16 protein-coding genes are annotated in these 18,093 nt (G+C 44.8%); 6 read left to right on the plus strand and 10 right to left on the minus strand.

All coding sequences use genetic code 11. The features are described from left to right. Nucleotides 1-341 precede the first annotated feature (341 nt). Nucleotides 342-1,142, plus strand: coding sequence for a Cof-type HAD-IIB family hydrolase (locus ACTQ50_RS12700; RefSeq protein WP_441484527.1), 801 nt, complete (start codon nt 342-344; stop codon nt 1,140-1,142). 263 nt (nt 1,143-1,405) lie between these two features. On the opposite strand, the gene xylB is transcribed toward ACTQ50_RS12700, so the two are convergent. From xylB to ACTQ50_RS12720, 4 genes are all read right to left on the minus strand, one after another. After that, nucleotides 1,406-2,872 (minus strand): xylulokinase, encoded by a 1,467-nt coding sequence (gene xylB, locus ACTQ50_RS12705; RefSeq protein WP_441484528.1) that lies wholly within the window; start codon nt 2,870-2,872, stop codon nt 1,406-1,408. A gap of 180 nt (nt 2,873-3,052) precedes the next feature. Next, nucleotides 3,053-4,534, minus strand: coding sequence for an L-fucose/L-arabinose isomerase family protein (locus tag ACTQ50_RS12710; RefSeq protein ID WP_226819712.1), 1,482 nt, complete (start codon nt 4,532-4,534; stop codon nt 3,053-3,055). Nucleotides 4,535-4,610: 76 nt separating this feature from the next. After that, complete coding sequence (locus ACTQ50_RS12715; RefSeq protein ID WP_441484529.1) at nt 4,611-5,228, minus strand: DUF4867 family protein; 618 nt, start codon at nt 5,226-5,228, stop codon at nt 4,611-4,613. 96 nt (nt 5,229-5,324) lie between these two features. After that, nucleotides 5,325-6,209 carry an AraC family transcriptional regulator gene (locus ACTQ50_RS12720; protein ID WP_441484530.1) on the minus strand — a complete coding sequence of 295 codons (885 nt, stop codon included), beginning with the start codon at nt 6,207-6,209 and terminating at the stop codon, nt 5,325-5,327. A 223-nt stretch (nt 6,210-6,432) separates the two neighbouring features. Here ACTQ50_RS12720 and ACTQ50_RS12725 point away from each other — a divergent pair, with 223 nt between their 5' ends. Next, a complete protein-coding gene (locus ACTQ50_RS12725) occupies nt 6,433-6,711 on the plus strand; it encodes a type II toxin-antitoxin system HicB family antitoxin (RefSeq protein WP_441484531.1) in 279 nt (92 codons plus the stop codon). 205 nt (nt 6,712-6,916) lie between these two features. On the opposite strand, the gene ACTQ50_RS12730 is transcribed toward ACTQ50_RS12725, so the two are convergent. Next, nucleotides 6,917-7,969, minus strand: coding sequence for an AraC family transcriptional regulator (locus ACTQ50_RS12730; protein WP_441484532.1), 1,053 nt, complete (start codon nt 7,967-7,969; stop codon nt 6,917-6,919). Between the two features lie 296 nt (nt 7,970-8,265). Between ACTQ50_RS12730 and ACTQ50_RS12735 the strand changes: the two genes are divergently transcribed. The 4 genes from ACTQ50_RS12735 to ACTQ50_RS12750 all read left to right on the plus strand — a co-directional run bounded on the left by ACTQ50_RS12735 (nt 8,266) and on the right by ACTQ50_RS12750 (nt 14,181). Then, the gene (locus tag ACTQ50_RS12735) at nt 8,266-9,618 is read left to right on the plus strand and encodes an MFS transporter (protein WP_441484533.1); all 1,353 of its coding nucleotides are present in this window, start codon (nt 8,266-8,268) and stop codon (nt 9,616-9,618) included. Continuing rightward, nucleotides 9,618-11,192 (plus strand): alpha-L-rhamnosidase-related protein, encoded by a 1,575-nt coding sequence (locus ACTQ50_RS12740; protein WP_441484534.1) that lies wholly within the window; start codon nt 9,618-9,620, stop codon nt 11,190-11,192. The genes ACTQ50_RS12735 and ACTQ50_RS12740 overlap by 1 nt, the downstream gene beginning before the upstream one ends. A gap of 117 nt (nt 11,193-11,309) precedes the next feature. Continuing rightward, the gene (locus ACTQ50_RS12745; protein ID WP_441484535.1) at nt 11,310-11,543 is read left to right on the plus strand and encodes an HPr family phosphocarrier protein; all 234 of its coding nucleotides are present in this window, start codon (nt 11,310-11,312) and stop codon (nt 11,541-11,543) included. Between the two features lie 94 nt (nt 11,544-11,637). Further along, complete coding sequence (locus ACTQ50_RS12750; RefSeq protein WP_441484536.1) at nt 11,638-14,181, plus strand: glycoside hydrolase family 3 protein; 2,544 nt, start codon at nt 11,638-11,640, stop codon at nt 14,179-14,181. Nucleotides 14,182-14,247: 66 nt separating this feature from the next. Here the strand turns inward: ACTQ50_RS12750 and ACTQ50_RS12755 are convergent, their stop codons facing one another. The 5 genes from ACTQ50_RS12755 to ACTQ50_RS12775 form a co-directional block, all read right to left on the minus strand. Next, a complete protein-coding gene (locus tag ACTQ50_RS12755) occupies nt 14,248-14,547 on the minus strand; it encodes an LURP-one-related/scramblase family protein (RefSeq protein WP_441484537.1) in 300 nt (99 codons plus the stop codon). 163 nt (nt 14,548-14,710) lie between these two features. Beyond that, entirely contained in the window at nt 14,711-15,955 is a 1,245-nt protein-coding gene (locus tag ACTQ50_RS12760) for an AGE family epimerase/isomerase (protein ID WP_441484538.1), read from the minus strand. A gap of 384 nt (nt 15,956-16,339) precedes the next feature. After that, nucleotides 16,340-16,762 carry a flavodoxin gene (locus ACTQ50_RS12765; RefSeq protein WP_441484539.1) on the minus strand — a complete coding sequence of 141 codons (423 nt, stop codon included), beginning with the start codon at nt 16,760-16,762 and terminating at the stop codon, nt 16,340-16,342. Between the two features lie 94 nt (nt 16,763-16,856). Next, entirely contained in the window at nt 16,857-17,408 is a 552-nt protein-coding gene (locus ACTQ50_RS12770) for a DUF3793 family protein (RefSeq protein WP_441484540.1), read from the minus strand. A gap of 71 nt (nt 17,409-17,479) precedes the next feature. Then, on the minus strand, nt 17,480-17,767 hold the full coding sequence (locus ACTQ50_RS12775) for a DUF2325 domain-containing protein (protein WP_226819719.1): 288 nt from the start codon (nt 17,765-17,767) through the stop codon (nt 17,480-17,482). Nucleotides 17,768-18,093: the final 326 nt, after the last annotated feature.

Here is an 18,093-nt window from a genome sequence, read left to right on the forward strand (position 1 = left end):
CTTTAATACATTCAGAGGATTTGCCTCGATGATATACCTTGTTGCTGGCAAGTTACAGCTGGCTGTGCCACGCCCCTTTTGACCCTTATCCACTAAAATTGGAGTTGAACCAAATAATTTTTAAGCATTATAATTAATAAGATACTCGGATTATCCTTATTCGTCAACATTCTGGGCTAAAAATCTTTGCACAAAAAACAGTTCAAAATGATTGATTAAAGCGCGGTATTCAGCTTATAATACAAAAGGAAGTCCGCTTACAGGATTTTCTCACACAGCGGGCTTTCTCTTATAAGACAGCTATTTGCCATACATTACTTTTTATCTTTCGTGGAGGCATCATGGATTACAGATTCGCAGCCGCCGATATGGACGGCACTTTATTAAATGATGAAAATGAAATTACGCCATACACGGTAGAAATTATCCGACGCGCAGTTTCGCAGGGATTGATTTTCTCCATCTGCACAGGGCGCCCTATTCAGGGAGTGGAGCGGTATCAGGAACAGCTGGGGATCCAGGGGCCAGTGATCACCTATAACGGGGCTATGATCCTGGATTCTGCTGACGGACGTGTTCTGTATAAACAGGAGCTGGAATCTGACGATGCCCGTCTGATCCTGGAAGCAGGAATGAACTATGATACTACCATGTGCATCTGGTCGGATAATAAATTATATGGGAACAAGCTCAATGACCGTATTCAGGAATACAGCCAGGCTACCAAGGTAACGCCGCTTCTCATGCCATCTACAGGCCAGCTTCTGGCGCAGGGGATTACAAAAATCCTATGGTATGACGATACCTTAAAAATTCAGCAAATAGAAAAAGAGCTGCAAAATACAGCTCATTTCCACAATGTCACCTTCTGTACTTCCAAGCCATTTTATCTGGAATTCTTCAACAGCCAAGTGTCAAAAGCCGCTGCTATTGACCGGATTGGGGAACTCTACGGCTTCACCCACGATCAGACCATCGCCATCGGCGACGGCTTCAATGACCTGTCTATGATCCAGCATGCAGCACTTGGCGCTGCCATGGCAAACGCGCCAGAGGGCGTGAAAGAATGCGCGGATTATATTACTACACGCACCAACAATGAGGACGGCGTCGCGGAGGTTCTGGAGAAATTCATTCTATAAATATCCAGAATATATAAAAATGGTGATTATGTCATTTTTTCACAACTAACACAATCACCATTTTATTTACTAGTGCATCTCTGCTACATTGACGTAGGATGATTTCTTCATATGCCAGGCAGAGGAAAGAGGCGTAGCGGTGGCTACGGCGACCGACTTAGGAGTGGCATATGAAAAATCAGATAAGTCAATGTGGCAGTTGCTTAGTTTATGATGTACTAGTTTTTATCAATTACAAAATTGCTTTCGCATTGAGGCACTGCTTACAGATTCTTAAACAGCGGTTTCATAACCGGATACAGTTCTTTAAACTTCTGGTATCTCTCCTCATATTTCGCAGCCAGCTCCGGTGTAGGCTCTACCGTATCCACTACCTTGGCAAGCTTCTTGCCAGCAGTCTCAACATCCGGGTAAACACCACAGCCAACAGCAGCCAGCATAGCACCTCCAAGTGACGGTCCCTCTTCCACTTCCAGAACATCAACCTTAATATTCATAACATTTGCAATGATCTGCTTCCACAGTGGGCTCTTAGCACCGCCGCCGCAGATCTTGGTACGCTCAATCTTGATTCCAAGGCTCTTGGCTACTTCCAGGGAATCACGAAGAGCAAAAGCAACACCTTCCAGGACAGCCTGAGTCATATCTGCTCTTGAAGTGTCCATAGACATGCCGAAGAATACGCCTCTTGCGTCCGGATCATTGTGCGGAGAACGCTCACCCATCAGGTATGGCAGGAAGAATACGTGGTTCTCACCAAGCTTCTTAATAGGAGCCTGCTCTGCGTTGAAATCTTTTGTTCCAAGGATTTCCTCAGCCCACCATTTATTACAGGAAGCAGCGCTGAGCATACATCCCATCAGATGATAGCTTCCATCTGCATGGCAGAAAGAATGAAGGGCATTGTGCTCATCTACGCCAAAATTCTTGCTGGAAATAAACACAGTTCCAGAAGTACCCACGGAAATATTGCACTGTCCGTCACCAACAGTTCCAGTACCAACAGCTGCTGCTGCATTGTCTCCAGCACCAGCGATAACCTTTACATCCTCAGAGAAACCAAGCTCTTTTGCAACCTCTGGTTTCAGTGTTCCAACAACCTCCCAGCTCTCATAAACCTTCGGAAGCTGCTCTTCTTTCACACCGCAGATCTCCATCATTTCTTTAGACCAGCAGCGATTCTTTACATCCAGAAGAAGCATACCGGAAGCGTCAGATACATCTGTGCAGAAGGAACCGCTTAAACGATAAGCCAGGTAATCCTTGGGAAGCATGATCTTCACTACTTTTGCAAATTTCTCCGGCTCATTTTTCTTCATCCACAGGATCTTCGGAGCAGTAAAGCCAGCAAATGCAATGTTTGCAGTATACTTGGAAAGCTTGTCCTTGCCGATCACATTGTTCAGATAATCAGTCTCCTCAGAAGTACGTCCATCGTTCCAAAGAATTGCAGGACGGATTACCTGATCCTGATCGTCTAAGGTTACCAGACCATGCATCTGTCCGCCAAAGCTGATTCCTGCAACCTGGGAGCGGTCAATACCCTCTGTCAGTTCTTTCATTCCAGCCATACTCTGTGTGTACCAGTCTTCCGGATTCTGCTCAGACCAGCCCGGATGCGGGAAAAATAATGGATATTCTTTTGATACGATATTACAAATTTTTCCGGATTCTTCCATAAGAAGAAGTTTTACTGCGGAAGTACCAAGATCAACACCGATAAAATACATTTTTATCCTCCTTAACGTCATATGTGCGGCGCTCTGCGATAGCAAAAAATTCTGTAAGAGTTTGCAGCTATCTAAAAACAGCCGTACCGCATAAAGTGGTACGGCCGTTTCTATATACGCCTATAAATTTCTATTCAAGTCATTTCATCCTGCGAGCAGCCCGTGGGCCATGCCCAGGTATTAGCCCCATGGATTCTCTGTAGGATATCTTACACCAGCTGGCTGGTTGTAACCGATCTTCTTAACATCAAGTCCAAGGAATTTCACTACTTCGTAGAATGCTTTTCCATAATGTCCGAACATAACTGCGCCGTGATGCGGGAAGTTACCCTCGATCAGTACGTGACGGTAGAATCTTCCCATCTCTTTGATCGCGAAGATACCGATACCACCGAAGGATCTTGTAGGTACGTCAAGAACTTCACCTTCTGCAACATAGGAAACAAGCTCTCCCTCAGAGTTGCACTGCAGACGATAGAATGTAATATCAGAAGCAGCGATATCTCCCTCAAGAGTTCCTCTTGTGAAGTCTGGCTCAGATCCTGCTGGCTCAAGAAGTCTGTGCTGGATCAGCTGATATTTAACAGCTCTGGAATCGCACATCTTGCAAGCAGGAGTATTTCCACAATGGAAGCCCATGAATGTATCTGTAAGCTTGTAATCATATTTGCCCTTGATGTCCTCATCGTAGATGTACTGCGGAACAGAGTTGTTGATGTCAAGCAGTGTAACAGCGTCATTGGAAATGCAAAGTCCGATGTACTCGCTGAGTGCTCCGTAGATATCAACCTCACAGGATACCGGGATTCCTCTGGAAGCAAGACGGCTGTTTACATAGCATGGCTCAAATCCAAACTGTGACGGGAATGCCGGCCAGCATTTATCAGCAAATGCAACGTATTTTCTAGCGCCCTTGTGAGCCTCTGCCCAGTCAAGAAGAGTAAGCTCGAACTGTGCCATTCTCTCGCTAAGGTCAGCATAATATCTGCCCTCGCCCATTTCCTTCGCCATATCTGCGCAAACCTCTGGGATACGAGGATCGTTCTCATGCTCTTTGTAAGCAACCAGAAGGTCAAGCTCAGAGTTCTCTTCGATCTCAACACCCAGCTCATAGAGTCCTTTGATCGGTGCATTACATGCGAAGAAATCCTGTGGACGTGGTCCAAAGGTAATGATCTTCAGATTACGAACACCGATAACGGCACGTGCAACTGGTACGAAGTCAGCGATCATCTTTGCGATGTCATCAGCTGTTCCAACCGGATATTCCGGAATATAAGCTTTCAGATGACGCATTTTCAGGTTGTAGGAGCAGTTCAGCATACCACAGTAAGCATCGCCACGTCCGTTGATCATGTCGCCGTCACCCTCAGCTGCGGATACATACATGCAAGGTCCGTCAAATCTCTCAGCGATCAGAGTCTCTGGAGTCTCTGGGCCGAAGTTTCCAAGGAAAACAACAAGTGCATTACACTCAGCTTTGTTTACATCCTCAAGAGCCTTCTCCATGTCTTTCTCATTCTCAACAGTTACTGGACATTCATAAAGCTCACCTTTGTAAGCGTCCATGATAGCTGCGCGTCTCTTCTCAGAAAGCTGAATCGGGAAACAGTCACGGCTTACTGCGATTAATCCAAGTTTTACTACTGGTATATTGTTCATAATATGTATTCCTCCATATTTTAATATTCTAATTATTGAATCATGCAACCCACAGATTGTAAAAATCTGTTGTGTATCAGTCGATTGTGATATTCTCACCCTTCAGACCATTGAATGCGCCTTCGATCTTCGCATCCTCATGTGCGATCAGCCATTTATTCTTAGCTGTCATCAGGCTGTCCTCTCCAGTCTTCTCAGTCTGGAAGGTAAGGTCTGTGTTGGTTCCCTTAGGAAGTACAACTACACACTGGAAACCGCCCTCATTCACATGGCATGGTGCATAGTGAAGTGTGGTAGCATAAACCTCGATTCCGGTTCCAGCCGGTACAAGGAATGCCTCGATCTTGGATGTGTCATAGGTATGATCCGGCTCAATGTCCTGCTGATGTCCAATAAGAAGGACAAGGTCTGTAACCGCTACATTGATCTCGGAGTTACGATGATACTCCACTGCATTCAGCTTCTTGTTATGACCATTGCAGTATCCGATCTGGACCGGCAGTCCGCCGTATCCCTTGTTCTGCAGGTCTTTCATAACATCCAGTGCCTCCAGTTCTTCCACAGATGGAACGTAGATCACGTCCTCCGGAACCGGTGTGTGCTTCATCTCTTTGATAAGGCCTGTAAAGTCATATCCCTCCAGCACTTGTCCGTATTTGCGGAAGGCCGGATCTGTTACTTTCTGAATCTTCACGATTAACCTCCTTTTGCGCATGTTCTGCACAATTCTTTTTGCATGAAAAAAGCATACCATCTTCTGGTATGCTTTACGACGGTTTTCTTGTCTTATCTATAGCACTTTTTTGACATTTTCCTCTTTTTGAGCTATGTTATATTTTTGTCTCACTTCGCTTGGAAGTCTGCCATATTTCTTCTGAAACTCTCTGGAAAAGGCTCTGCTGCTGGCGAAACCGTTGTCCAGGGCGATCTGGCTCACTGTTTTTTTCGTGTTTTTCAATTCCCGGCAGGCATAGGACATGCGAATTTCCTGTAAATAAGCCTTAAAATTGATTTTTGCATACTTTTTGAACATTCGCGACAAATAAGCGTCTGAATAGCCAAATAAATTCGCCATCTCGGAAAGTTTTAGTTCTTCTGTATAATGTTCACGCATGTAAGTGGTAATTTTTGACAAAGCATCCAGGCGGCGGCTGTCCTGGATTTCCTCCTGGGCTGCCTCTGTCTCACGGTAATCTCTTACCATCAGGTACAAAATATTGTAGTACAGAGCCATAGTCCGGTACTCCCAGCCTTCCTCACGGGCGCGGTACACCTTGTAAAGCTCTTCTATGAAAAAAGCAAGCTTCCGGTTATCTGGGGCTTTGGACTTTTTGTCCCTTGCTACTCGGGCCGCACTGGTAAAACGGATAAAGCGCTGTGCGGTAAAATATTTCTCAAACTGCTTCAGCGGGATCTGCAGAACCACGGTCTCATTTTTCCCCGGAGCGTGAATGGAATGGATTTCATTGGAATTAATAATGATCAGTCCGCCTGCCTCCAGGGGGTACTCTTCTTCATTGAGGTAAAAGGTCAGTCTACCTTTTAGCACTGCAAAAATCTCGATCGAGGTATGCCAGTGCTTCTCTCTTTCGTAATTGCCGTGTCCGCCTTCGAATAAAAATATTTTGAAGGGAAGCCCTTCATTTGGTATGATCAATTCGTGCTGAAATTCCAAGATTTCACCTCCAGCAGATGTTTTCTTACTCTGTTGTAAGAATATCATTTTCCCCTATATTTGACAATCCTGTTTCTCGGATTCTTTTTGGCTCCGCTGCCACATCTTTTCTCGTTTCGTATTTTCTTAAATACAAGTTTTTTCTTATCTTGTATTTACATGCCCAAACGCTTATAATTGAAATTAATTTTCAATATGTTATTTTATTTCCGGGAGGTTTATCATGAAATTTATATATCCTGCAGTTTTTAAGAAAACCGAAAACGGTCGCTATAAGGGAACTTTCCCTGACCTGGAAGGCTGCTTCGGCGAGGGCGACACCTTAGACGAGGCCATCGAAAACGCCAACGCCGCCGCATTCGACTGGATCTCCGTAGAGCTCTCCGAAGAAGTCCCAGAGCTCCCTCCCATCACAGATCCTGACGATATGGACTTAGATGATGGAGATGTAGTCAGAAATATCCAGGTGAACATCCGGCTGTATGATGGGTGGGATGAATGAAGTTTACCGTGAAAAGGAAACATTCCCTTTCAGCCCAATATCTCAAGAGGACAGAATCAACGCCAGATTCTGTCCTCCTCAGTTTTCGTTCTTCAACCTCTTTGTCATACTCAAATATACTCATTCTAATCGCCTCCGCACGGTTCTGTGAAAGAAAATCTGCTAAAATCCCTTCCGAACTACACTCATCTCCTGCTCTTAATTTTTATTCTCTTGGCTTCTTCCGATATTCCCCAGGTGTCATCCCGTACGCCTTCTTAAACGTCCTCATAAAATGCTCCGGTGTTTCATATCCTACCAGTTCACAGATGGCAGGAATACTAAGGGTGGTTTCCCGGAGGGCCCGGCAAGCCTGGTTCAGTTTGATATCGCGGATGATCTGAAGAAAATTCCGTCCGGTTCCTTCCTTGATCAAAGTGCTGAAATGGGAAACACTGTATCCGAAATGGGCAGCCGTGTCACTTAAGGTGACAGTCTGGTAATTGTGGTTCAGATAATTCAGAATCTCCGTCATAGAACTTCCTGTAGTATCCTTTGTAAGAATAGACTCAATATCCTTCTCATGATAACGCAGAAGCTGTGCCCAGAAAAGCACCAGCATGGAATTTAGAAAGGTATAGTTGTATTTCTCATGTCCAAGATATTCGATATAAAGATTTTCCAGTGATTCCATAACAATATGATCATTTCCAGCGTGAAAGATCAGAAAATTCCCCTCCGTTTTATGGTATAACACATGAGCAAAAAACTGGGCCAGCGCACTGTCAGCAGTCAGTGTCTGGAAAAAGGTGGTCTGGAAGGTAGAACCCCGTACCAGAATATTGAAGGCAATACTGTCATCAAAAATGCTCACACTATGTCTGGTGTGAGGCGGAATAATACAGATATCTCCCGTGTGCAGGGTATGGGAAATTCCCTGGATCTCCGTGTGCGCAGTTCCATCATAAACACAAAGGATCTCAAAGAACTCATGCTCGTGTACATAGACCGGAGAATAACGGTAATGCTTGCACAGCATAATATTTCCATTAAAATCCCGGAACATATCGCTCTCTTCCAGGTAAGGAAACCAGGCCTCCTTGCGAAGGGCAGGGACATACAGCCTGTGGCTGGTGATCAGTTCCCGGTCCAGTCCCTGGCAGTATTCCATAAATGTTTCCGGGTGCTCTTTTTCTGCAAAGTACAGATCCCGGTAAAAAATCTCGTCTGTCTCGTAAGAATGTATGTAATCCTGAAATTCACTTCTGGTTAATTTCATAGTACGATCCTCATTATGTTATAAAGTTTCCCTAAGCAGAACCCCTTTTTAGAAAGCAGAAACGGTGATGTCCCGGGACTGTTTGGAATTAATATACTACTTATAATTAAGCTGAGTATACCATGTATCATTTTATAAGAAAACCCATAATCAGCAAAAAACGCAGCCAAAAAAAGATCATGCTTTTCGAAAACAAATCGTAAAAAAAGTCAGTCTTTCACGAAAAAAATCACAATTGGAGAAACCTCCTAAAAGGGTTAAAGTAAAACCATCAAAAAACCACGGAGGTATGAAAAATGAACGAAGTTGAAAAGAAAGTAAAGATCGTTCTCTGGCGTCAGAGAATCGGCTACGGTTCATCCGATTTTGCCTGCAACCTGATCTGGCAGATGATTTCCCTGTATCTGCTGTATTTTTACACAAATGTAATGCACTTAAATGCAGGTGCAGTCAGCATCATGTTCCTGGTAACCAAATTTATCGATGGCGTTTCTGACCTGATCGTAGGATACCTGATTGATAAGACCAATACAAGATGGGGAAAATCAAGACCCTGGATCCTGTTTGGAGCAATTCCATTTGGTGTCACAGCAGTTCTTGCATTTTCTGTCCCGGATATTGGACAGACGGGAATGCTGATCTACGCATATGTCACTTACATTTTACTGTCAACATCCTACACAATTGTCAACATCCCAATGGCATCCATCCTTCCGGCACTAAGCGAAAACCCACATGAGAGAACCGTCCTTGCATCCTGCAGAACCTTCTTCTCATCCGTTGGTTCCACAGTTGTAAGTGCTTTTGCCTTAACACTGGTAGACAAGTTTGGAAACGGAAATGAAGCACTTGGTTTCCGTATTGTCATGATCATCTTCGGTGTGATCGGATGTCTGGTATTTTTCTTCTGCTTCTTTAACACCAAAGAACGAGTTATGGTACAGTCAGAAAAAGTCAGCCTGAAAGCAAACATTTCCTGTCTGCTCCACAATGGTCCATGGAAATTATTTGCACTGAACATTGTATGGTTCTTCGGCGGATATGTGATCCAGGCAAGCGCCGTTATTTATTACTTTACATACGTTGTTCAGAACACCGCTATGGTACAGATCGTAGCGACCATCACAACACTGGTTCCGATCGTAACTAACCTTTTGGCTCCATTCCTTGTAAAACTTACAAGTAAGAGAAATCTGATGATCGGAGGAAGCGTAGTGCATGCAGGCGGTCTTCTCATCATCTTCTTTGGCGGAACAAATGTACCGGTACTCATCGGTGGCGCCGTGATCGCAGCTGCCGGATATGGTCTGAAAGGAAGCATGCACTTTGCAATGCAGCCTGACCCGGTTGACTACGGTGAGTGGAAAAGCGGTGTCAACACAGCTGGAACTCTTTCCGCAGTAAACGGATTTATCGGAAAAGTTGGTATGGCAATCGCCAGCAGTATTGGAGCAGCTCTTCTCCAGTTCGGTGGATTTGACGCTGCCCTTTCCGTACAGAGCACAACCGCACAGAGCTACATTACAACCATGTATATCTGGGTTCCCATTGTTATGAATATTGCAACTATCATCACGATGATGTTCTATAACCTTGATAAGATCTATCCACAGATCATTAAGGAGCTGGATGAAAGGAGAACTGCGTAATGCCTGAAGTAAGCATTGATCTGAATATGGTCCGCGTGACAAATGAGGGCTTTGTAAAAAAAGCAGAGGCCTGTGCGCCAAAGCTTCATGAAATAGTGGTAAAACCGGCGTCTATTGTGGACATTGTGAAAACACAGAATGTTTACCCAGAGGTAGTTCTTCGTGATTCTATCGAGCATCTTTCCGGCTATCACCTTTCAAAAGGTGATAAGCTGTGCCTGGATTTCGGAGATCACCAGGTTGGATATGTAACTCTGAAGCTGGCTTCTGTTGGAAGCCCTCAGGATGCACCTGCATTCTTCCGCCTGAAATTCGGTGAGATTGCAAAAGAAATGACCGAGGATTCTAAAGACTATGATGGATGGATCAGCCGTGGCTGGATCCAGGAAGAGTTCCTTCATGTGGACGTCCTTCCTGCGGAATTGAAATTGCCAAGACGTTATGCTTTCCGCTATATGGAAATCGAAGCCATTGACACTTCTCTGAAATGGCAGCTGGTTGTAGAGGATGTGACCTGTGTCAGCGTTTCTTCCGTCAGTATGGATCAGGTAAAGCCTTTTGAAAGTGATGACGAAATGATTCGTGCTCTGGACAGAGTAAGCCTCCGTACTTTGATGAATTGTATGCAGTCCGTTTTCGAGGACGGTCCGAAACGTGACAGACGTCTCTGGCTTGGGGATTTAAGACTGCAGGCTCTGGCAAACTATGCTACCTTCCGTAATTTTGACCTGGTAAAAAGATGCCTCTACTTGTTTGCTGCCCAGACAAGGGAGGATGGTCTGGTAAGTGCCTGCCTTTTCACAGAACCCCAATTTATTGTGGATGATACCTTCCTTCTGGATTACTCCATGTTCTTCGGAGCTGCTCTTCTGGATTATTATAAGGCTTCTGGTGACATGAAGACACTTCAGGACCTGAGCGAATGTGCATATCGTCAGATGGAACTGGCAAAGGCTCAGTTTGATGAAAAAGATCTGCTGCAATCTGGCGAAGGCTTCTGGGCTTTCATCGACTGGACAGAAGGCCTGGACAAACAGGCGGCCATGCAGGGCGTATATATCTACTGTGCCAAAAAGGTTCTGGAGATTGCACAGATACTTGGAAATAAAGAAAAAGAGGCCGAACTTTCCAGCGAGGCAGCTGCGAAAACAGAGGCTGCAAGGAAGTACCTGTTGGATCCTGCAAGCGGTTTATTCGTAAGCGGCGAAGAAAAACAGATCAACTATGCAAGCCAGGTATGGATGGTACTGGCCGGTGTTGTGAATCCGGCAGAAGGCGGCAGAATTCTGGAAAAAGTGGCTGCTCTGAAACCGGAAAAAGGCATGGTTTCCCCCTATATGAACCATCATTATGTAGAAGCACTGCTTCTGTGCGGCAAAAAAGAGGCTGCTATGGATTACATGAAATATTACTGGGGCGGCATGATCCGTCACGGTGCAGATACCTTCTGGGAGCTTTACAATCCGGAAAATCCGGCAGAGTCCCCATATGGAAGCAGTATTGTAAACAGCTATTGCCATGCGTGGAGCTGTACACCGACTTATCTGCTGAGAGAATATTTTAGCGAGAAGTAATTAGGTTTGAAAGAAACTGTACTTTAAAAATGCTTTGGAAACATCTGTGAAAGCAACAGCTGTAAAGTTCGATATATGGTACTTTGAAGAAAGAGACTTGTAAGGAGGATTTTGATTATGGTAAAATTAAGCGTAAAGATCGTGTCCATGCAGGATGCGGATAAATTCAACAAGATCTGCAGCAAATTTGACTGCGATATGGATCTTCAGAGCGGAAAATATTATGTGGATGCTAAATCCATTATGGGAATTTTCAGCCTGGATTTAAGCCAGCCGTTGGTACTAAATGCCGATACTGACGATGAGCAGAAGGTGAAAGAGGCATTTGCAGAATTTGCGCAGGAAGCATAATAGAGGTTATCGTTCACAGAGAACACTTTGCAAAATGGTTTTGCAAAGAGCATAAATGGGAACAGATAACTGTGATGATGAAAGAGGGATTACAATGAATCGAATTTTGAAAGAAAGAACTTTCTCCGGAACCACTGATCCGGAAGTACAGTCCTGGGAGCCTGAACACCGCCTGGTTGCCCGTGAAGCGGCAGCCGAAGGAATGGTCCTTCTGAAAAACGAGGATAAGGTACTGCCATTAAAGGCCGGAAGTGCTGTTGCCATCTACGGCGCAGGCGCTGGCAGGACCATCAAAGGCGGAACAGGCTCAGGTGATGTAAATGAGCGTGAAAATGTAACGATCTGGCAGGGAATGAAAAATACCGGATATAAGATTACCAATGAAGACTGGATCCGAAGCTATGATAAGATTTACGAAAAAGCCCGCCAGGACTGGAAAAACGATATTGTTGCAAGATCTGGCGGAAACGGCGGAGATGTAATGGATTTCTTCACCATCTACAGCACCACACCGTTTATCATGCCAACCGGTGATCCTGTGAAAAAGCCGGCAGATGGTGAGAATACCGACACAGCCATTTATGTGCTCAGCCGTGTGGCTGGTGAAGGTGCTGACCGGAATGCAGCCAAAGGCGATTACTATCTGAAGGATGATGAGCACCAGATGTTATCTGATCTTTGTGCATACTATAAGAATGTGATCGTTGCCGTCAATGCAGGCGGTCAGGTGGACCTGTCTTTCATGGATGAGTTTGCAAATATCAAAGCTCTCCTTGTGATCGTACAGCCAGGCATGGAAGGTGGAAATGCCTTTGCGGATGTGATTTCCGGTAAAGTGAATCCTTCCGGCAAGCTGGTTGATTCCTGGGCTTATAAATATGAGGACTATCCAAGCGCCGCTACTTTTTCCCATAATAATGGAAATGTGGAGAAGGAATTTTATGAAGAGGGAATCTATGTAGGATACCGCTATTTTGATACCTTTCAGATTCCGGTGCGCTATGGCTTTGGTTACGGACTTTCTTATACTACATTTGCATTAAAAAAAGAAAATATTGAATTAGAAAGTAAAAATAATAACAATAATGATAAAATTCATGTATCCGTATCTGTAAAAAACACTGGCATCACAGCTGGTAAGGAAGTGGTACAGATATACACATCCCTGCCAGGCGGCGCTCTGGAAAAAGAAGCCCATCGTCTAGTGGTTTATGGAAAAACAGATCTGCTTCAGCCAGGAGAAAGCCAGGAAATGACTCTGGAAATTCCTGTAGAGCGTCTGACTTCTTATGACGAGAAGAAAGCTGCCTGGGTTCTGGAAAAAGGCTTCTATGGTATTTTCCTGGGAAACAGTCTGGAGAGCGCAGAGCTGATCGGAGGAGTGAAACTGGATCAGGATGTGATGACTGAGAAGGTGAAGAATCTTTTCCTGTCAGAAGAAAGAAAGGAATTAAAAGAACTGGCACAGAAAAATGGCACAAGCAGCAAGCGGGAAGCAGAGCTGGAGTCAGCGGCAACTAAAAAAGCCCTTCCGGTTCTGAAACTGAAGGCGGCTGATTTTACCACCAAAGAAATTATCTATAAAGAGAATCGTGAGCTTGCTGATGCCGAAGCCATGGATTTTGTAAACACTCTGTCTGTAGAGGAATTAATTGACCTTGCAGCTGGTGATCCTGGAAAAGCCCAGGGCGGCAACCTTGGTGCAGCAGGAATCTCTGTACCGGGCTCTGCTGGTGAGACACACCGCTGCGCTACCTCCAAAGGTCTTGCAAGTATTGTACTTGCAGACGGTCCTGCAGGACTTCGCCTTATGAAGTACTATAACGTGGACAATGGAAAGATCGTTTCCATGCCATTTGAATTTAGTCTTGAGGGCGGCTTATTCTATGACGGACCAACAGAACTGCCAGGTGAGCGTTACTATCAGTACTGTACTGCAATCCCGGTAGGTGCTATGCTGGCGCAGACATGGAACACCGATTTGATCCAGAAAGTTGGCGCTATGATTGGAAAAGAAATGGAGTATTTCGGGGTTACCTTATGGCTTGCTCCTGGAATGAACATCCATAGAAATCCTCTTTGCGGAAGGAACTTCGAGTACTATTCCGAGGATCCATACGTGGCAGGAACCATTGCGGCTGCCATGACAGAGGGCGTGCAGTCCAACTACGGCTGTGGAACCACCATCAAGCATTTTGCCTGCAACAATCAGGAAGACAACCGTATGGGTTCTGACAGTATTGTTTCTGAGAGAACCATCCGTGAGCTTTATCTGAAAGGCTTTGAGATTGCAATAAAGGAATCCCAGCCACTGTCTATTATGACCAGCTACAATCTGATAGATGGTGTCCATGCAGCAAACAACCATGACCTTTGTACAGATGCAGCAAGAAATGAGTGGGGATTTAAAGGCATGATCATGACCGACTGGACCACCACCGAACGCGATGACAGCTGTACCGCTTCTGGCTGCATGCGCGCTGGAAATGACCTGGTAATGCCAGGCTGCTTCGGAGATCATGACAATATGAAAAAAGAGCTGGCAGAGGGAACCTTGAAGCTGGAGGATTTAAAGGCTTGTATTGCAAGACTTGTGAGCGTGATCTGGAAATCGAACCAGTATGAAGAAAGTAAATAAAAATACAACAATACAGCAAAAGTCCCGGAAATATTTTCCGGGACCTTTGCTGTAAATACGTTTTAATCAATCCCCACTGCAGTTCGCAGCATCAATGGCAATCACCAACAGAAGTGCCATCAATTCATCCGCGGGATCGGCGTAGTCGATTACGTAGGTATCTCCCCAGTGGAGAAGTTCTTTGGTAATGTGGGCGGCAATATTGCCGCGTTTGTCGGTTACGTCGTAGTTCCAGGCCATGAAATCGCCGTTTATCTGCCAGCCATTGAAATCCACCTGATATTTTGGCTTCAGGAAAGTAAACTTTTTCTCAATCTTGCCACGGATCCCGGCGCCTTCGATTTCAAAAGTGGGAAGAAGTTTCATGGTCTTCTTCCCCCTTTTCATTTGTTAAAATATAAAAAGCTTCAGCTATATTTCCGATTATGTCATATCAAATATGACATTGCAATCCATAGGCATTTCTATTTTACATTTTATTACACGATTCAATTCGTTAATAGCAGCACACTTCGAAGAATGTAATTAACTATCTCGCCTGCGTCTTCACAGCCACTGCAATAGACAAGCTTGGATCATAATACGGGATCAGTGTAGCCTGCAGTGCATGATAAATGTCAGATTTACCAGGCCATACGGTTTCCAGCAGGTTATTCTCCCGATCCAGCTGATGGAACCAGGAACCGTTTACGTGGTCCAGAACCTTCTCATCCAGATACTTCATAAACTCTGCATAATCTGCTGCATATTTCTCATTGTCCGTTACATGGGACAGTACAGCAGAAGTATTGATTGCTTCTGCAAGAGTCCAGTGCATTCTGTCGTGAACTACTGGCTTGCCGTTCCAATCGGTGGTATAGCAGATTCCAGGTGCACCATCTGCGTTCCATGCGTCGGAAACAGCACGATTGTATAGATTCTCAGCAGCTTCAATATATGGTGCTGCACCAGCCTTGTCCTCTTTGTAAGTCGAAAGCGCCCACTGTGTGATCAGTCTTGCCCACTCAATTCCATGTCCAGGAGTTGCTCCATATGGCTTAAACTGGTCATCCGGACGGTCTTTGTTGCACTCCAGATCCGGTACCCAGTCACTGGAAAAATGCTCCGGAATACGCCAGTTATTATCCTTCGCCCATACCAGAACATGGTCGATGATCCTGCCTGCGCGTACGCGGTATTTCTCATCCTCTGTCACATCTGCAGCTGCCAGAAACGCCTCAACCGTGTGCATATTGGCATTCAGACCACGGTAAGAATCCAGTTCTGTAAACTCTGTATTCCAGGTATCACAGGAAAGTCCCTCTTCCTCATTCCAGAAGCGCAGATCATAGAGTGCAAGGGCATCCTTCAACAGCTCTGCTGCCCCTTCTCTGCCAGCCAGAACGCCGGAAGAAGCCGCCAGAATTACGAAGGCATGCGCATAGCACTGCTTGGTTGGAACGATCTCATTATCCTTTGTAAGCCCTGCATACCAGCCACCATTCTTATCATCATGAAGCTCACCGCGAAGTCCTTTCAAAGCTGCATCTGCCAGCGCCTCGCTGCCCTCATGTCCTAACATGGAACCAATGCTGTACACATGTGTCATACGGCTTGTGATCCAGGTCTCGCGGTTGCGGTCCCTCCATGGAGTACCGTCATCTCCAAGATAATAGGAGCTTCCTCCTGGTGACGGAAACTGATGTCCGAAGCTTAATAAACCATCTCTTACACCCTGCAGGAATTCCTGGTTCTCAGCTGTTCCAAGCTGGTATTTTTTCTCTGTAACTGCCATTTCTATTTTCTCCTTTACGCTGTAGTTTTGAGATAATCTCCCACTTTGCTATCTTCATCTTACCTTATCTGAAAGTCTTTGAACAGAGGGGAGAATTTTGGCTTTTATGGGGATTTTTACTGTCTTAATTCTCTGGCATAATTATACTCCCTGCCAGGATTCCGGTCAATTTATTTAGTAAATCCGGTTCTTCAAAATATCACTTCAAAAACCTCCCAGGAATAGTTCAAATTACATTTTTCATTTTATAGCCGTACAATTTCATTCTTCCAATTCCAATATATCAAAACAGCCGCTATCAGTACGTTTATTCGCACCAATATCGGCTGTAAATATCATTATTGTTATAATATCCTATATTCTATTTTATGAAAGCAATCCCAATTAGCAGATAGCCTTTCCAAGCTCGATGCAGGCTGCCTGAGCCTCATCATCTGGCTCTTCGTTGCAGATTACGCTGTCAACAGCAAGTGCTACGCCGTCATTCTGGCATTTCTCTTCCCAGCTGCGCATCCAGTCGCCATCTCCCCATCCGTAGGAACCGAAAAGAGCTACTTTCTTGCCTGCAAGCTTTGGCTCACATGCCTCAAATACTGGCTGGAATACGGTATCCTCAAGCTCCTCATCTCCCATTGCAGGGCATCCGAAAGCTACGCCGTCAAAACCGCTGATATCTGTTCCGTCAAAATCGTCAGCGCTGATCACTTCTACCTCAGCACCAGCAGCCTTAGCACCTTCTGCTACTTTATTTGCCATTGCCTCTGTATTACCGGTTCCGCTCCAATATACAACTGCTACTTTACTCATGACTTCATTCTACCTCTTTCTTCTTAATAATTTTGTTGTCAGCCTTCGGAAACGTTCTTGTATTTATTCCCCCACATCTGACTCTTTATGTATGTTAAGCAGCCACTGTCAGCTGCAGAACACTCCTGCCTTTTGCCCATAAGTTCCGATAAACTTCACGGCATTTATGGTACTTCTGAAACATTTTCATTGCTTCACATTCATTACAATATACTTTCCAGCAGCCGGAACATTTATAATTCTGTCCGCCGTTCTGGATAAAACCAATTACATCCCCAAGCGGGTAATCAAGAAAAATCCCAATCTCATGTGGAAAGTCTTCTGATGCTTCAAAACGTTTTTTCAGAAGCGCCAGACACTGTTCCGGTTCTGTATTTTCGTATCCATATTTTTTCAAAAACCGGGCAACTCCGGGACGGTTCAGATTCTTCGCCAGCTGTTTTTCCCGATATACATAGATCAGGGAACGGTTGCCGCGGCTACGGAGCGCTATCAGCTTCACGCCCTTTGGATTCATCAGCTGATTCCACATGGAAATCTGAAGGTCTATATTTTCTCCCTCTTCACAGCAGGCATTAAAAAGATTGGCTGCTTTTAGTGAAGCAAGAGTGGGAGCACAGTGCTCAATGAGACATTTCTCAATCATGATAATCTCCTAACATTAGCTGCATTCAAAATCCTATAACCACTTTGCGAATGTGGCTCGCAAATTCTTCTTTATGCCATCACTGCGTGCTCATCCAGTGCACACTTTAAAGCACTTGCGCTGCTGGTATGGATACGTGCTACCGGGATGTTATTTTTCTTAGCTTCCTGGGAAGCACTGATGACCATTTTATGGGACACTGTATTTGTGAAAAGTACCATCAGATCTGGGCATCCGATTTTCTTACGGATGGCTCCATTCTCTTTTGGAAAAACCTTTGCTTTGTATCCATAGTTCTTACAGATATCGGTGTACTGACACACCATTCTCTCGTTGCCGCCGATGATTACAATACTCATGTGAACTGTCCTTTCCGGGTCTTCTGAAAGCTTCTGAAATCGAAGTAGTTTTTCTTCTCTCATTTTCGTTAGCTTGTTCTAACCATCTGTTAAAAAAATAAGAAGTTCTCACTTCCACAATACGCTTCGTTTAGTTAGCTAGTGCTAACTTTTATGATGTTAGTTTACCCTAATCCTTTATTGCTGTCAAGTACCAAACTAAAAAAAGAGAGTTAATGAAAAACTGTCTCATTAACTCTCTCATATGTTCAGCAGTTACGGAACCGCTATGGGCAGAACGCAACCATTTTTCTTATACGTAATGCCGCCGATAAACGGCACATCTG

It is taken from the genome of Blautia sp. Sow4_E7 (genome assembly GCF_052116245.1).
GTDB lineage: Bacteria > Bacillota > Clostridia > Lachnospirales > Lachnospiraceae > Blautia_A.

What these genes read in the sequence shown, in the direction of transcription:
- xylB (WP_441484528.1), bottom strand. Translation starts at nt 2,872, where the DNA reads ATGTATTTTATCGGTGTTGATCTTGGTACTTCCGCAGTAAAACTTCTT.
- ACTQ50_RS12710 (WP_226819712.1), bottom strand. Translation starts at nt 4,534, where the DNA reads ATGAACAATATACCAGTAGTAAAACTTGGATTAATCGCAGTAAGCCGT.
- ACTQ50_RS12765 (WP_441484539.1), bottom strand. Translation starts at nt 16,762, where the DNA reads ATGAGTAAAGTAGCAGTTGTATATTGGAGCGGAACCGGTAATACAGAG.
- ACTQ50_RS12700 (WP_441484527.1), top strand. Translation starts at nt 342, where the DNA reads ATGGATTACAGATTCGCAGCCGCCGATATGGACGGCACTTTATTAAAT.
- ACTQ50_RS12760 (WP_441484538.1), bottom strand. Translation starts at nt 15,955, where the DNA reads ATGGCAGTTACAGAGAAAAAATACCAGCTTGGAACAGCTGAGAACCAG.
- ACTQ50_RS12725 (WP_441484531.1), top strand. Translation starts at nt 6,433, where the DNA reads ATGAAATTTATATATCCTGCAGTTTTTAAGAAAACCGAAAACGGTCGC.
- ACTQ50_RS12735 (WP_441484533.1), top strand. Translation starts at nt 8,266, where the DNA reads ATGAACGAAGTTGAAAAGAAAGTAAAGATCGTTCTCTGGCGTCAGAGA.
- ACTQ50_RS12755 (WP_441484537.1), bottom strand. Translation starts at nt 14,547, where the DNA reads ATGAAACTTCTTCCCACTTTTGAAATCGAAGGCGCCGGGATCCGTGGC.
- ACTQ50_RS12775 (WP_226819719.1), bottom strand. Translation starts at nt 17,767, where the DNA reads ATGAGTATTGTAATCATCGGCGGCAACGAGAGAATGGTGTGTCAGTAC.
- ACTQ50_RS12770 (WP_441484540.1), bottom strand. Translation starts at nt 17,408, where the DNA reads ATGATTGAGAAATGTCTCATTGAGCACTGTGCTCCCACTCTTGCTTCA.
- ACTQ50_RS12750 (WP_441484536.1), top strand. Translation starts at nt 11,638, where the DNA reads ATGAATCGAATTTTGAAAGAAAGAACTTTCTCCGGAACCACTGATCCG.
- ACTQ50_RS12730 (WP_441484532.1), bottom strand. Translation starts at nt 7,969, where the DNA reads ATGAAATTAACCAGAAGTGAATTTCAGGATTACATACATTCTTACGAG.
- ACTQ50_RS12740 (WP_441484534.1), top strand. Translation starts at nt 9,618, where the DNA reads ATGCCTGAAGTAAGCATTGATCTGAATATGGTCCGCGTGACAAATGAG.
- ACTQ50_RS12745 (WP_441484535.1), top strand. Translation starts at nt 11,310, where the DNA reads ATGGTAAAATTAAGCGTAAAGATCGTGTCCATGCAGGATGCGGATAAA.